Genomic DNA, 14,526 nt, shown 5'->3' with positions numbered 1-14,526 from the left:
ATACATTTTTTATGGCAAAACTATCTGTAAAAGACGCTGCGGAAATCATAGAGCCATGTGCCCAGATTGCACTGGATACCCATGCTTCTGTCAAAGGAATCGTGGTTGTAACCGTGGATGGACACATGATTTTCAGCAAGATGAAAGACGGTCGACCCGCTAAGCGACTGGCGTCCATGAGCAGCTCTCTTATGTCTTTGGGAGACACCGTAACTGACGAACTTGCTATGGGGAAATGTAAAACCGTCATAGTGGAGAATGAATGTGGGTATGTGGTGTTTAGACACATCAACCAGGTTTTTGTACTTGCAGCGGTTTCCAGCTCACTAACGGGAGTAGGCCTCCTGCTGGGTGCATCAAAGCTGTGCGCAAGAAACATCGCCGAGGCCTTCGAGGCTCTTGCAGCGTAGAGTGCCGGCGCACCAGAGCAGTCGCATATTCCTGTAGTACCGATTATATCGAAGAAGGCTAGTCAAGGGCTGGGTGATGGCCAGGAACAAGCTGGCATTAGTCGAGGAGGGGGCTCCGTAGAACACAACATCCGGGAACTCTCACTAGCACGGAGCACCAGAATGATTTACGGAGCCACAGCCTGATGTAGTTCTGATAAGAATCAGAACTGTGAGAAGAGTGGCTTCCAGTGAAGTTCGGGCGTTTGTCTTATGAGACTTCGCTCTATCTGAAACGAGTCCCCATCAGGGGGCTTTTAACCAGTGATGTACCTTTTTTAGCATCACGCTAAGAGCATGTAGGTGATTTGCAAAAACGTCCTACAGACAATTGATTTGGAGAAAGTGTAATGAGCGATTTGAATACCACTGTTACTGGCATGATGGGAATCGACGGCGCGCTAGGTGCCGCTATTGTTGATTATCAATCAGGCCTTTTGCTCGCGGGCGAAGGTGGCGGGGTTGATCTCGAACTGGCCGCCGCTGGAAACAGCGAGGTGGTAAAAGCCAAAATGAAAACTATGGCCTCGTTGGGGATCGAGGGGAATATCGATGATATATTGATCACCCTGGAAACACAGATGCACATTATCCGTCCAAGCGTTAGCAATGACGGCCTGTTTCTGTACCTTGTCCTTGACAAGAAGAACTCAAATCTAGCTCTTGCACGTCGGAAAATACTTGGCTTAGAAAACGAGCTAGAGCGTATCTAAGCTATATCATGCATAGAATACAAACAGACAACCCGATGGCGGGTTGTCTGTTCTATTGTTGCTCAACTGTAAACCTGGCTAATTTGCCTGGTGCTTGTTGCCGACTCTGTGAATAGAGATAAGAGTCTATAAATAAGCAGCGGCATTCCCCACAAAACAAGTGCAGGCCGTCAGGCAAATCCTAAAATGTCGCTCTCATATCTACGAGCGCATGTTGAATTGCATTCAAAATTTCCCCACTAGTGTCCCATGCAAGGCAAAACTGCAACCGTTTTCAAACTTAACTAATTGATTTATCGGGTGGGCCCAGAAGGGCTTGAACCTTCGACCTGCCGATTATGAGACGAGCGGAGAGGGGGGGGCGGCGGCGTAATCAGCAGATATATAATCAGTTTTCTAATTTGTCTACACGAATAGACCGAACACCGAACCTATGCCTAACCTAGGCGGGTTGGAGGTGTAGAGTAGGGGCTGTAACCGCATGAATTCGAAGCCATTTCCGAAATTGAACTGCGAACCAGTACCGAGCCACTAAACCACTGACCCGCGCGCCCCGCTTTCTTGCCTATGAATGTGGATTTTGTATAGAGAGTCCCGCACACTTAAACACTTGGCTGAACTTGATGTATGACATCAGGTGAGCACAACAGACACAAGCTAAGACAACGCCAACACCTCACAGTGGACGTGACAAAAAAGAAAATCGATGTAACCGCCGCTCTGATCGTCAAAGATGGTCGAATTCTCGCTGCTCGGAGAGCACCGGGTAAGCACCTAGCGGGGTATTGGGAGTTTCCAGGGGGGAAGCTGGAGCCGAATGAGACTCCCGAAAGCTGCCTCGAACGGGAACTAGCCGAAGAATTCAGCATTTCCACCCGCGTACACTCATTTATAGGTGAGAGCGTCCACGACTATGGCGAAAAAGTAGTCCGGCTCCTTGGCTACGAGGTGGAGCACACCGCCGGTGACTTTGAACTCGTGGATCATGATGAGCTGCGTTGGCTAAGCGTCGATGAGCTGTATGAGGTTGAGTGGGCGCCGGCCGATATTCCGTTGGTCGAGCAATATCAGCTTCGAGCTCGGACATCTGCTTATTATTTGATCAACGCCCAGGAATACTGTGAGGAGACCAGCGGTCTTGAGGTTGATGATCTCTATCCTCCGTTCCTAGCCTTACTTGAACCTGGGGCCCACATTCTCGACCTGGGTTGCGGCTCAGGCAGAGACTCCAAGGCATTTTGCGACAAAGGCTATCGGGTCACTCCGGTCGATGGGAGCCCATCAATAGCGGCTTGGGCTAGTGCCCACATTGGGCAATCAGTACAGGTCAAGTTGTTTCAAGAGATTGATTACATAAACGAATTTGATGGAGTTTGGGCGTCGGCTAGTTTACTCCATTGCCCGCCTGAAGAACTGGGAGGGGCCCTTGGGCGGATCCTAACGAGCCTTAAAGCGAACGGAGTGGCCTATATGTCCTTCAAGTGGGGTAAATCTCCTTCAGTTGATAGCTGGGGGCGGCATTTCACCAACTTTACCACTGAGACACTAACAGACACGTTGGTAGACCTGCCCAACACCGATGTTCTGGATATTTGGAAATCTGAGATGGACCTGCGGGGTAAACCGCAAAGATGGGTCAATGCCATCATTCGAAAGCAGGGCGGTAGGGCGTGAGCGGGTTTCCAGACCAGCATCTAACAGTCGGCGGTGATAATCCTTTCCTTCCAAGTTTACTAGAAGCAATCAACCATGCCGACGATATTGCGATAGCAACGGCATTCATACGCATGACTGGGGTTCGTCTTATACAAGGCGCGCTGGAAGACGCATTGGAGAGAGGCGCACGGGTTAGGGTGTTAACTGGTGACTATTTAGGCGTCACAGACCCACAAGCATTGAGATACCTCATGTTGCTGCAGGAGCAAGGTGCCGATGTGAAGGTGTTTGAGAGCCAAGATAAGACAAGCTTTCACATGAAGACGTATATCTTCACTCGTCACAACCAGCAAACTGAGGGGGGAGAAGGGTGCGCGTTCGTAGGTTCAAGTAACCTAAGCCACGCAGCACTTGTTGATGGATTAGAGTGGAACCTGAAAGTCGACCAATCGGAAAATAAGAGTCGTTTTGCTCTGATCTTAAGAGAATATGAGCTTCTCTATGCCAATCAGGCATGCAAAACTCTGACGCATCATTGGATTGATGAGTACATTGAGCGAGTTCCAGACAACACCAGTAAGCCCACGTCAACCGAAGCCGGCCAGGACGAGAAAGAGCCACCACCAGGACCTAACTCAGTACAAATAGAAGCGCTCGATGCCTTGGCGTCCACAAGGGAATTAGGCTTTCGACGTGGGTTGGTTGTGTTAGCGACAGGATTAGGAAAAACCTGGCTCTCGGCGTTTGATTCCCAGCGAATGAATGCAAAGAGAGTTCTCTTTGTAGCACATAGAGAGGAGATACTGAAACAGGCGGAAGAGACCTTTGTCAGGATCAGGCCGGATGTAAAAGTAGGGCGATACGATGGCCAGGAAAAGGAACTCAATGTCGATATGCTCTTTGCGTCGGTTCAGACATTGGGTAGAACGAGCCATCTCAATTTGTTCAGTAGGGATCACTTCGACTACATCGTAGTTGACGAATTCCATCACGCCGCGGCGCGGACCTATCAGCGGCTTCTAATACATTTTGAACCTCGATTCCTGCTGGGTCTTACCGCTACGCCGGAACGTACTGATCAATCGGATATTCTCGCCTTATGCGATGACAATCTTGTCTTTAGTCGTGACCTCTTTCATGGCATCGAGATGGGACTATTGTGTCCTTTTTCCTACTTCGGTATTGCGGACGAGGTGAACTACCAAGAGATATCGTGGCGTAATGGCAAGTTTGATCCCACTCAGTTAGAGAGCCAACTCGCGACGCACGCTCGAGCTAGACACAATTTTAGGCACTGGCAGGAAAAGCACCAAAGCCGGACGCTAGCATTTTGCATCTCCAGAAAGCATGCAGACTTTATGGCGGACTACTTCAACCGCCAGGGTGTTAGTTCGGCCTCCGTGCATTCTGACTCCGACATGCAGCGTAATGAGGCACTAAAATTATTGGGGAATGGAGATATAAGGGTTATTTTCTCCGTCGATCTATTCAACGAGGGCGTCGATCTTCCTGCCATCGATACCATTTTGATGTTGAGGCCGACAGAATCGAAGATCATCTTCTTACAACAACTCGGAAGAGGCCTTAGAAACAGCCTCGAAACAAGCAAAGAAAAACTGGTCGTAATCGATTTTATTGGCAACCACGTCAGTTTCTTCCGTAAGCCAGAGGCGCTGTTCAGGGTTGGCGTTACGACGAATGAGCGCAAGTCATTTATTGATGATATTCGAGATAACAATCTGAGTCTTCCCCTGGGCTGTTTTGTGAACTACGACCCTGAATCGTTAGATTTCATGGAGCGGTTAGTAGAAACGAAGGGAGACAAACAAGTAGAACTGTATCGTAATTTGAAAAACGCCTTAAATCGGAGGCCGGCATTAGCTGAGTTCTACCGAGCAGGTGGTAGTGCGGATACTATTCGTAAATATTACGGTCAATGGTATACGTTTCTAAAGAGTGAGCAGGATCTGGAATTACAAGAAATCGATTGCCTTAACGCATACGATAGATTTTTTCGAGAACTCGAGACTACGAGCCTAACAAAGTCCTTCAAACTAGTATTATTGGAAGCATTTATAGAGCTAGATGGATATGCAAAGCCACCTAGTATCCAAGTCCTTTCGAGAAAAAGCTTCGATGTGTTACAGCGGCGTAGAATCCTGCTCAATGATTTACCTGAGAAATATCGAAGTCTGACGATATTATCCGAGAATGAATCGACTGAATGGCTGGAGTATTGGACGTCTAACCCAATCAACGCTTGGGTTGGGGGCAATACCTCATCGAGTTCGGCGTATTTCGAAATTCATGATGGCGTGTTCCGATTCAAAGGGGAAATATCTGAGACTGTTTCAGACACATTTTCCGTCCTGGTCCAGGAACTCGTTGACTTTCGATTCCGGCAATACGAATCTCGCGTAGAGCAGAAGGGCGCTACTGCACCGGCGCCAACGGAGAATACCGAAAGCGTAGAAATACCGTTTTTCACTGATCTAAAAGTCGCGTGCGGCCATTTTCGCGAAAGTCCACACGATGATGTGAACATAGAGTATCGGTCGCTACCCATGAAATACCGAGTAATTGATCCGGCAAGGTTTTTCATCGCTCAGGCTTCTGGTAATTCGATGGATGGCGGTGAGAACCCTATTAGAGACGGCGACTATTTGCTGTTTGAGTTAATCTCCGAAAGCGAACTTACAAGTATGGCTTCGATTAATCATGTTAGGGAGCCGAATACAGATGATACAGAAGTTTTAGAGTCTGCAACGATTGTTGCTGAAAACAGAGAAGGTTTCGGCCATGAGTTTCTGCTCAGGAATCTAGTATCAAATACCTCAGGGGCCGCCACTTTAGTAGCGCAGAATCCCAGCTATCCAGATATTCCCGTCACAGCAAAAATCGCATTGATTGCAGAACTGAGAAAAAAGATAGACCCATTGGATCTGCAATTGCACCAAGCATTCCTCCGAGCCGATATCCCGCCGTTATTCGGCCTAGAATTCAGTAAAGCTATTTGGGAAACAGGGCACGTGTGCCCGAAGGAAATCTCGGAGCAAATCTTGTTGGTTACACTCAATAAGCAGGGCAAAAATGCTAACGAGCAATACCACGACTACTTCTTAGACGATCATACGTTCCACTGGCAGAGCCAAAACAGCACAGCTCCAGGAGGCAAGAGAGGTAAGGGCATAGTGGAGCATAAACGACTAGGAAGTGCTGTGCATCTATTTATAAGAAAGCACAAGCTTCTAGATGGAAAGGCGGCGCCGTTTATTTATTGTGGTAGGGTCGACTATGAGAGCCACAATTCGGAGAAACCAATGAACGTAACTTGGAAACTACAGTCACCTCTGCCGAATAGCCTCCTCAGCTATTTTGCGAGTTGACTTGTTCTAAGGTGTGGGAGTCAGGATCTTCTCTATTGTAAGAATTGATGCTCCTTGCGAACCACTGTCATACGCTGATCTGGCTTCAGCTTTCTCCCGGGTGGTCTGATGGAGGGATGATAGGTCAGGTCAAAGTGCTATATTTCTTTCGCGTAACGAGCACCTTAGAATTGCCGTGGATTCTCCCCTAGTTACAGCGGTGGAATTTAATGAATGAATTGAACCGTTTTTTCTCAACTCGTAAAGGTTGGATATTTTCACTCAGCGCAGCTGTGGACCGTGGCAGCGACTGGGGAGTGCCTGATTTGTTTTTCCTGGATATTGAGAATGACAGTAAGCGCGAGGGAGATTGTTTTGTCTTCAAAACCCAAGTGCGAGGGACGGTTCTAAACAAAGATTGCCACATACAGTCTGGGGACGGGATCGCGTTTTACCACAGCAAGCGTGCTCAGTTTCCGCCAGGTGACGAACATGGTAAGCGGCAGCGAATCTCGCTGATGGGGATTGTCGACGAGTGTGACCAGCGCGGTGTTGATGTCTCTCACCTGAAGGTAAGGATTCCGGAGGATGTTTATGAGGTAATCCATGAAGAGCCAATCGTTTGGACCCCGGAAAGAGACGAGGCCTTTGTTTCATGTGGTCTTCGGGATGGGCCAGTGAGGGCGTTCTACCCGGTACCCAGCCCTACTTGGAGTACTTTTCTTCATGATGTTGCCGATCGAGTGGAGGAATACACTGGGGAGCGCCCGGAGTACTGAGCTGGCTTGGCTTGTCGAGTCTGGTCGATCTCAGAATTTCTACACCCCCCCCTCCCCGACTCTGGCCCAAGTGTCACCCATCCCCCCGGAATAGTCGGCAGGTGCCACATAGAATAACCTGATTAGAAACAAGAAGATTGGTGGGCCCAGAAGGACTTGAACCTTCGACCTGCCGATTATGAGTCGGATGCTCTAACCAACTGAGCTATAGGCCCGAATCGCGAACGCGATCAAGCGCCGGATTATATCGGACTCCCCGCCCCTTGGCACTGCCCCACCTCGCCCCTCCACAAACACCGGGCAGATGAGAATTACCCCACCAAAGTGGTAAGGTATCCCTTCACCCCCGCACGCCAGGCCACCAACGCGCCGGGGCATAACAATAAACCCAGAAGGCAGCCCCCAATGCACCAGGCCGGTACCCCTGCTCGTTCCCCGCGCATCTTCTACGGATGGATCCTCGTTGTCGTCCTCCTCCTGCTGGTCAGCATCGGCATGGGCACCACCATGTACATGTACAGCCTGGTCGCCGGCGCGGTGGGGGAGGAATTCTCCGCGGGCCGGCTCACGCTGATGGCCGGCTCCACGGGCATGCTGCTGGTCATGGGCCTGCTATCGCCGACGCTTGGCAGGCTGTTGGACAGGGTCTCCAGTCGCTGGATCCTGGTTGTCGGCTCCATCGTCATGGGCCTTGGGTTTCTCTGGGTCGCCTTCAGCTCCAACGTTTGGATGGTGGTGGCCAGCTACATCCTGCTCATCAGCGTGGGCGCCGCCACCCTGAGCCTGCTGGCCACGGCGACACTGCTCACACGCTGGTTCGTGCGCTACCGCGGCCTGGCAATCGGCATTGCCGCGCTGGGTACCCAGTTCGGCGGCTTCTTTTACCCGCCGCTGTTCGCGGCGACGATGGAAGCCCACGACTGGCGCGTGGCCGTAGGCGCGATGGGCGTGTTGATCATGGTGATGGGGCCGCTGCTGACCTGGTTGTTCGTGGTCGACCGCCCCGCGCTGAAGGGCCTCACTCCCCTGGGTGGCGAGGCAGCAGCGCCGACGCCACCGGCTGAGGAAACATCGCCGGTAGCGCCCGCTACGGTTGGGTTCGCGCGCCTGCTCGGCCAGCGCAACTTCTGGCTGATCGTGCTGATCGCCGGCGCCGGCATGGCCACCAACACGACCCTGCTGGCCAATCTCTCCCTGTTCGCGGTGGACATGGGCGAGCCGGTGGTGCGCGGCGCGTTCCTGGTCTCGCTGGTGGCGTTGTTGGGCGTGTTCGCCAGCCCGTTCCTGGGCTGGCTGAGCGACACAATCAACATCAAATTGGTGGTGGCGATCATGACGCTCTCCCTGGCCGCCGCCTGCTTACTGTTCAACCTCGCGCGCAGCTACGACATGCTGCTGCTGGCCGCGGTGTTCATGGGTATCGGTGGTGGTGGGGTATTCCCCATCTACGCTTCGCTGGTCGGCCACCTCTACGACACACGGGTCTACGGCGAGGTGCTGGGTTCAACGACCTTGCTGAACTCGATCATCGCGGCATCGGCACCGCTGTTTGCCGGCTGGGTGTTTGACGTGACGGGCAGCTACCAGGCCTTGTTCCTCACCCTGATGATTGCGCTGGTGGTGTTCACGGTCGCGATCCTGTTGCTGCAGGTGCCGAAAGACCCGGCGGAGAAGTTCGGCGCGCTCGCCGTTGCGTAACCGCGCAGGAAGCAGATGACTGAAGGCTGGCCAGCGCCCGAACAATCGGCCGGCCCTGGCGCATGCCTTGTCCGGCGCCAACCGGCCGACGTAGACTGCTCCCATGCAAATCGAACCCGGCACGCCAACCGATGCCAGCGATCCTGACCTCGGTCCCGTCGAGCGGTTGCCCCTGCCGGACGCAGACCTGCAGCTGTTCCACCAACTACCCCTGGGAGCGAGCACCACCGACCTGTTCCAGGCCCTGCAAGCCGAAACCCCCTGGCGCGAGGAATCCATCACCCTTTTCGGCAAAACCTACCTGCAACCCCGCCTCATGGCCTGGTACGGCGACCCGGATGCCCACTACCGCTACTCCGGCAAGACCTACGCGCCGCTGCCCTGGACCAACCTGCTCCTGAAATTGCGGGACCGTATGCAGCAACTGGCCGAAGCCCCCTTGAACAGCGTCCTGCTCAACTACTACCGCGACGGCCGCGACTCGATGGGCCTGCACGCGGACGACGAGCCGGAACTGGGCCCGGCGCCGGTCATTGCCTCACTCAGCCTGGGCGAGGCTCGCAAGCTTTACTTCCGGCACAAGCGGGAACGCGGACGGGAGGGCTTGGATGTGACGCTCACCGACGGTAGCGTCCTGTTGATGCGCGGGGCTACCCAGGCCAACTGGAAACACGGCATCCGCAAACTCGCGCGCCCCTGCGGGCCGCGGATCAACCTGACTTTTCGCCAGGTGCAGCACGGCCAGGCCTGACGGCCGCGGCACTCACTCGAAGATCATCCCCAGCAACTCACGCAACGCCTCGCTCCCCCGCGTGCGCTGCGCGTACCAGCTCACGTGTTCTTCAGGCCCGCGCTGCGGCGATAGCTCGATCCCCCACAGCGGCGCCACGTGGTGCGGCAGCATCGAGTAGCGGATATCCACCACTCGCAGCGGGTTGATCGGGTCGATGCCGAGATAGCCGGCGGAAAAGTGATCGAAGCGCGCGATATCCCGCGCCTGCTGGTCGCCATCACCTAACCATGGAAAATCGCGCGCCTGGTCCAGTCGCGCAATGGACTCCCCCTCCCACACGCGCGGCGTGCCCAGCCCGGGCCGTACTGCATCCACGTAGAAGCGCTCCGGTGTCGCGTACACGGTCTTCCACACCACGAGGTTGCCGAAGCTCGGCTTGGCCTCCAGCTTCAGCGGCTGGTGCCCGCGCTGTGCGGCGATGGCCTCGCCTATGGCAACGGCACGCTCGTGCTGCACAACCCCGACGCCGAGATACAGTGCGCCCCAAGCCACGCCAGCCAGCAGCCACGGACGCGACTGCCGTGAGGCGGCCAGCACCAGCGCAATACTCAGCGGCACGGTAAACAGCGGGTCGATCACCGAGACGATGTCCCAGGCGAAGCGGTGGTTGGAGAGCGGCCACAGCAACTGCGTGCCGTAGGACGTGCAGCCGTCAAGCAGGCCGTGGGTGGCGTAGCCGAGCACACTCCACAGCAGCACCTGGCGCAGCGGCAGCTGCCAGCGCCGACCAAGCAGGGCGTACAGCAACAACCCGCACAGCCCGCCGAGCAGCGGAATGAACAGCAGCGAGTGGGTGAAGTGCCGGTGGAATTCCAGCGCCAGCAGCGGGTCTTCGCTGGAGCGGATCAATACGTCGAGGTCCGGCGCCATGCCGGCGAGGGCGCCGATCACCGCGGCCTTCGCGTATTGCCTGCGCGGCGCGCCGAGTTGTGCGGCGGCCGCGCCGACGGCGGCCTGGGTGACCGGATCCAAGGGTTTGTGCCTGTTTCAGCCCCCGTGCGAGAGCTTGTAGCGCGCCAGCCCCGCAAACGCCGCGCCGCCCAGCAACGCTGCGAGCGCGGCCAGAAGCATCGGCGGCAGCGCCGGAACAGGCTCCGCCACGGCAGCCGCTGCAGCTTCCACTACCAGGTCATCGTGGTAGCCAGCCGCGGCCAGCGTATAGAAACTGCCGGTCTTCAACACCAGGGTGACGGTATCCGAGGCGGCGGTGAAGCTGCCGGAGAACGCCTCCCATTGGAACTGGAATACGCCGCCGCTGGCCAGGTTGTTCGCTTCCTGTTTGGCGATCAGCACGTCCTGTGGTCCCAGGCCGCTGTCGATCTGTGCCTCGCTGGGCACACCGTCGAACACGTTGATTTCCCACCAGGTGCCGTTGTTGCCGTCGAGGTTGCCGGTGGTGCCGCCGCTCCACAGGCCGGACACACTGTAGGTTTCACCCGGCGTTACGCTGATGGTCTGCAGCAGGCCGCCGTGGGCGTTGCCCGAGCCGCTGCCTTTTTTCTGCGCGTGGGAGGTGGTGCCTGCATAGGGGCAGCCGTTGGTGGGCACCCAGATGTCGCAGTCGTTGCTGTGGTTCCAGGTGTCGTCCCAGAAGGCCGACGGCGGCGCGTTCCAGGTGGTCCAGCCAGTAAGCCCGGATTCGAAGTCACCGTTGTTGAGCAGGTTCTGGGCGCCGGCGGGCGCGCACAGGAAAAGCGCGGCCCACAGCAGCAGGCCCTTGAATGTGTTGTTCTGCATGATGCCCCCGGGGAAAATTGGCACTCGTTGTTTTACGTTTGCCTGTCGGCGCAGACTAAATTAATCCCGGGATTCCCGCCACAAATACCGGTGATTGCGGGCGCTGGAATCGCGAGTAAAGAAGCGGCGAACACCGCTCACCTGAGGATACGCACCGGCAGGCTGATCCACCCCCGCTGGAAATACCCCGCATTCCCCCCCGCATCCGCAAGGTCGAACTCGAAGTCCCGCACCCGCGACAAAAACTCCTGCGCCAGCACCCGTACCTCCATCTGCGCCAGGTACTTGCCGATGCAGTGGTGCTGCCCCATGCCGAAGGAAATGACCCGAGGGATCGGCCGGTTCCACACGAAGCTGTCCGGGTTTTCGAACTCGCGCTCGTCGCGCGCCGCGGAGTAGAGCATGGCCGCCACGCGCTGGCCGGGGCGCACCGCCTGCCCGGCGACCACCACCGGCTGGTGCGCGGTGCGGAAGGTGTACTGGGCCGGCGCGCAGAAGCGGATCATTTCCTGTGATGCGATCGCGAGATTCGCACCCAAGTCCTCGCGCACGGCGGCCAGCTGCTCCGGGTGTTTCCACAATTCGAGGATGCCGCCGCCGGTGACCTTGGGCACGGACTCCATGCCGCCGACCATGGCACACACCAACTGGTCGGCGATCTCCGCGTCGGAGAACGCGCGACTCTCCGGCGGCTGGCGGTAGTTGATCAGGCCGTCGATCATGCCGTTGCTGCCATCGGCGCCCGCCGCCCGGCGCGCCTCGATGGCGGGCAGGATGTACTTCTGCAGTTCGCTGAAAAACGAGGTGAGGTCCACGCCGCTGCGGCCGGTCTTGTAGCGGCCGATGGCGTTGAGGTTGGCGATGACCTGGTCGGCGACTTCCAGCGGCAGGCCGAACAGGTGGCAGATCACCCGCGCCGGGATGATCGCCACGTAGTCGGTGGTCAGGTTGAACTCGCCGCGCGGCAGCAGTTCGTCGAGTTGTTTGCGCGCCATGTCGCGCACGAACTGCTCCAGCGCCGCCACCGAGCGCGGGCGCAGCGGGCCGATGTGCAACTGGTGCATCTGCTCGTACTCGGGGGAGGCGAGCTGCGGGCCGGGCGCCATCGGGTTGGTGGAGGCCAGCGGCGGCGCCCCGGTGTTGCGGTGCTCGCGCAGGCGGTCCGCGGTGGGCAGGTTGGTCTCGGTCGCGAGCAGGGCGTTCTTGCCGATGCGCAGTACGTCCCACACGTCCTGGAAGCGCGAGAAGAAGAACGTGTCGTAGTCCGCGTTGTAGTACACCGGGTGCTCGTCGCGCAGCTGGCGGTACCAGCGGTCCGGGTCGGCGACGACCTCCGCGGAGAAGGGGTCGAAACTGAATTCGCTGCTGGCCGGTGCTGTCATTGCCGGTCCCTCGCCTATACCGCCGCCAGTGCGGCGCGGCCACGGCCGGCGGGACGCAGCAACTGGCCGCTGGTGACGCCGGTGGGTTCGTCGCGGCGGTGGGTGATGCCGCCGTTGACCAGGATGTAGTCGTAGCCGCCGGCGCGGCCCTTGCGTCGCCAGTCGCCGTGGGGCATGTCGTGCACGATCTCGTAGCGGAAGGTATCGAAGTACAGCTCATCGAGGTCGTAGATCAGGATATCCGCCCAGAAGCCCGGCAGCAGGGCGCCGCGGTCGGCGACCTGCACCGCGCGCGCGGGCTTCAGCGCCAGGTGAAAGTGCAGTTCCTCCTGCGACATCAACTTCTCCTCCCGGCCAAGCCAGATCAGCAGGTCGGTGGGTACATGGCCCATGCCGAAGGACTTGGTGTGCGCGCCTCCGTCGGAGCCGCCGACCACAGTGGCGGTGTGGCCGAGCATGCGCGCGGCCTGGCGCGGGTCGGTGGAGGCCACCGGCGGCGAGCGCAACTGCAGCGCGAGGCGCGAGCGGGTGGCGAGCTCCAGCAGGGTCTCCACCGGGCCGCAGCCCAGTTCCTCGGCGATATCGCCGATGCAGCGGTCGAGGTAGCCCTGCAGCGCCGGCTCGTGGCCGACGGCGATGACGATCTGCCCCTCCAGGCCGTTGGCGCCGTTGGTGGAGCCCTTCTCGGCATACTCGGCGGCGAAGGCGGCGCGGTAGTCCGGGTCCGCGACGAGGTCCAGCACTTCCACGTCGCTCTTGCAGGCGGCGATTTTGCGCACCGAGGTGAGCATGCCGCAGGCCACATCGAGCTGGCGCATGCCGGCCTCGATCCAGCCGCGGTGCAGGAAGCAGTTGGCGGTCACGTCGTAACCGTGTGCGCGCAGGCCGTCCAGCCAGGCGAGGTCGCGGTCGATCATTTCCGGCATCAGGTCGGAGGTGATAAACGCGTTGTGCACCACGGTTACGCCGCTGCCCTGGGCCAGTTCCAGCACGCGCTCGGTCAGCGAACGGTCGCCGTAGATGACCAGGTGGGAGAGCAGCTGGATGACGCCCTCGCCGCGCTCCACCAGCGCCCGGCAGATATCCAGGATCACCTCCTGGTCGAGCACGTCGGTGGGCATGGGGGTGCCGTCGCAGTCGAGGTGGGTGTTGCCCTCGGCGCCCATGGACGACATGGAAATACCGATGGCGCCGGCGTCCATGGCCTCGTTGATCAGCCGGTGGATCTGCGCCATCTCGGCTTCGCTGGGGCGGTGGTGCTTGGCCGCGTCCACGCCCATCACGTAGACCAGCAGCGGGTTCAGCGGCAGGTAGCTGAGGATATTCACGCCCTTGTCCAGGCCGCCGACCCGGGCCAGGTACTCGGGGAAGCTCTCCCAGTCCCAGGGCAGGGCGTCGCGCTGGTGGGCGACGGGAATCTGCTCGGTGGTCTCCAGCATCTGCATGGTGCGCTCGCGGTCGGCCGGGCGGGCCGGCGCCACGCCGAAACCGCAGTTGGCGTTCACTACCGTGGTAACTCCATTCTCGCCTGAGTTCGAGAGGTACGGGTCCCAGAACAGGGCGACGTCGTAGTGGGCGTGCTGGGCGACGTGGCCGGGGGCGACGGTCTTGCCGCGGGCATCGATCACGGTGGTCGCCTGGGCGTCGCGCAGCTGGCCGATGGCGGCGATGCGGCCGCCGCTGATGCCGATGTCGGCGTAGTAGCCGGGGCAGCCGGTGCCGTCGACGATACGCCCGCCGCGGATGAGGGTGTCGAAGCTCGCCATGGAGTCCTCCCGATGCTGGGGTGGTCGCCCGGGTTTGCAGCTGGCCGTGCTGTTATCGGTCGCGCCTCTCGCAGAGGCGGTTTTCGGCCGGGGAACTGCGTGCTGCAAATCCTGAGCAGTCGCTCAGGAAACTACTCTTCCTATTTCGGGGTGTCAAGGCGAGCGGGGCGGCCAGCCCGGGTGTGGCG

The 14,526-nt window shown here is 57.9% G+C and carries 11 protein-coding genes and 1 tRNA gene; 7 read left to right on the top strand and 5 right to left on the bottom strand.

What is annotated here, in order from left to right; all coding sequences use genetic code 11:
- The first annotated feature begins 11 nt into the window (after positions 1–11).
- The 5 genes from E4634_RS13400 to E4634_RS13380 all read left to right on the top strand — a co-directional run bounded on the left by E4634_RS13400 (position 12) and on the right by E4634_RS13380 (position 6,962).
- Positions 12–410, top strand: a complete 399-nt coding sequence (locus E4634_RS13400; RefSeq protein ID WP_135444715.1) for a roadblock/LC7 domain-containing protein — start codon at positions 12–14, stop codon at positions 408–410.
- 389 nt (positions 411–799) lie between these two features.
- The gene (locus E4634_RS13395; protein WP_135444713.1) at positions 800–1,162 is read left to right on the top strand and encodes a hypothetical protein; all 363 of its coding nucleotides are present in this window, start codon (positions 800–802) and stop codon (positions 1,160–1,162) included.
- A gap of 681 nt (positions 1,163–1,843) precedes the next feature.
- Positions 1,844–2,836 (top strand): NUDIX domain-containing protein, encoded by a 993-nt coding sequence (locus E4634_RS21700; RefSeq protein WP_206046882.1) that lies wholly within the window; start codon positions 1,844–1,846, stop codon positions 2,834–2,836.
- The gene (locus E4634_RS13385; protein ID WP_135444709.1) at positions 2,833–6,204 is read left to right on the top strand and encodes a DUF3427 domain-containing protein; all 3,372 of its coding nucleotides are present in this window, start codon (positions 2,833–2,835) and stop codon (positions 6,202–6,204) included. Before E4634_RS21700 ends, E4634_RS13385 begins: the two co-directional genes overlap by 4 nt.
- A gap of 209 nt (positions 6,205–6,413) precedes the next feature.
- Entirely contained in the window at positions 6,414–6,962 is a 549-nt protein-coding gene (locus tag E4634_RS13380; RefSeq protein WP_135444707.1) for a hypothetical protein, read from the top strand.
- A 138-nt stretch (positions 6,963–7,100) separates the two neighbouring features.
- Here the strand turns inward: E4634_RS13380 and E4634_RS13375 are convergent.
- Positions 7,101–7,177, bottom strand: a tRNA-Ile gene (locus tag E4634_RS13375).
- A gap of 190 nt (positions 7,178–7,367) precedes the next feature.
- Here E4634_RS13375 and E4634_RS13370 point away from each other — a divergent pair.
- Together E4634_RS13370 and E4634_RS13365 are read left to right on the top strand one after the other, a co-directional pair.
- The gene (locus E4634_RS13370) at positions 7,368–8,660 is read left to right on the top strand and encodes an MFS transporter (RefSeq protein WP_135444706.1); all 1,293 of its coding nucleotides are present in this window, start codon (positions 7,368–7,370) and stop codon (positions 8,658–8,660) included.
- 103 nt (positions 8,661–8,763) lie between these two features.
- Positions 8,764–9,411, top strand: coding sequence for an alpha-ketoglutarate-dependent dioxygenase AlkB family protein (locus E4634_RS13365; RefSeq protein WP_135444704.1), 648 nt, complete (start codon positions 8,764–8,766; stop codon positions 9,409–9,411).
- Between the two features lie 12 nt (positions 9,412–9,423).
- Here the strand turns inward: E4634_RS13365 and E4634_RS13360 are convergent, their stop codons facing one another.
- The 4 genes from E4634_RS13360 to E4634_RS13345 form a co-directional block, all read right to left on the bottom strand.
- Positions 9,424–10,425 carry a metal-dependent hydrolase gene (locus E4634_RS13360; RefSeq protein WP_135444702.1) on the bottom strand — a complete coding sequence of 334 codons (1,002 nt, stop codon included), beginning with the start codon at positions 10,423–10,425 and terminating at the stop codon, positions 9,424–9,426.
- Positions 10,426–10,440: 15 nt separating this feature from the next.
- Positions 10,441–11,190 (bottom strand): carbohydrate binding domain-containing protein, encoded by a 750-nt coding sequence (locus E4634_RS13355; protein ID WP_135444701.1) that lies wholly within the window; start codon positions 11,188–11,190, stop codon positions 10,441–10,443.
- A gap of 137 nt (positions 11,191–11,327) precedes the next feature.
- Positions 11,328–12,572 carry a cytochrome P450 gene (locus E4634_RS13350; RefSeq protein WP_135444699.1) on the bottom strand — a complete coding sequence of 415 codons (1,245 nt, stop codon included), beginning with the start codon at positions 12,570–12,572 and terminating at the stop codon, positions 11,328–11,330.
- A gap of 14 nt (positions 12,573–12,586) precedes the next feature.
- Positions 12,587–14,338, bottom strand: a complete 1,752-nt coding sequence (locus E4634_RS13345) for an N-acyl-D-amino-acid deacylase family protein (protein WP_135444697.1) — start codon at positions 14,336–14,338, stop codon at positions 12,587–12,589.
- Positions 14,339–14,526 lie beyond the last annotated feature (188 nt).

Origin of the sequence: Mangrovimicrobium sediminis, from assembly GCF_004745945.1 — a bacterium.
Taxonomy (GTDB): domain Bacteria; phylum Pseudomonadota; class Gammaproteobacteria; order Pseudomonadales; family Halieaceae; genus Mangrovimicrobium; species Mangrovimicrobium sediminis.
This window is presented reverse-complemented; position numbering and strand designations above follow the sequence as displayed.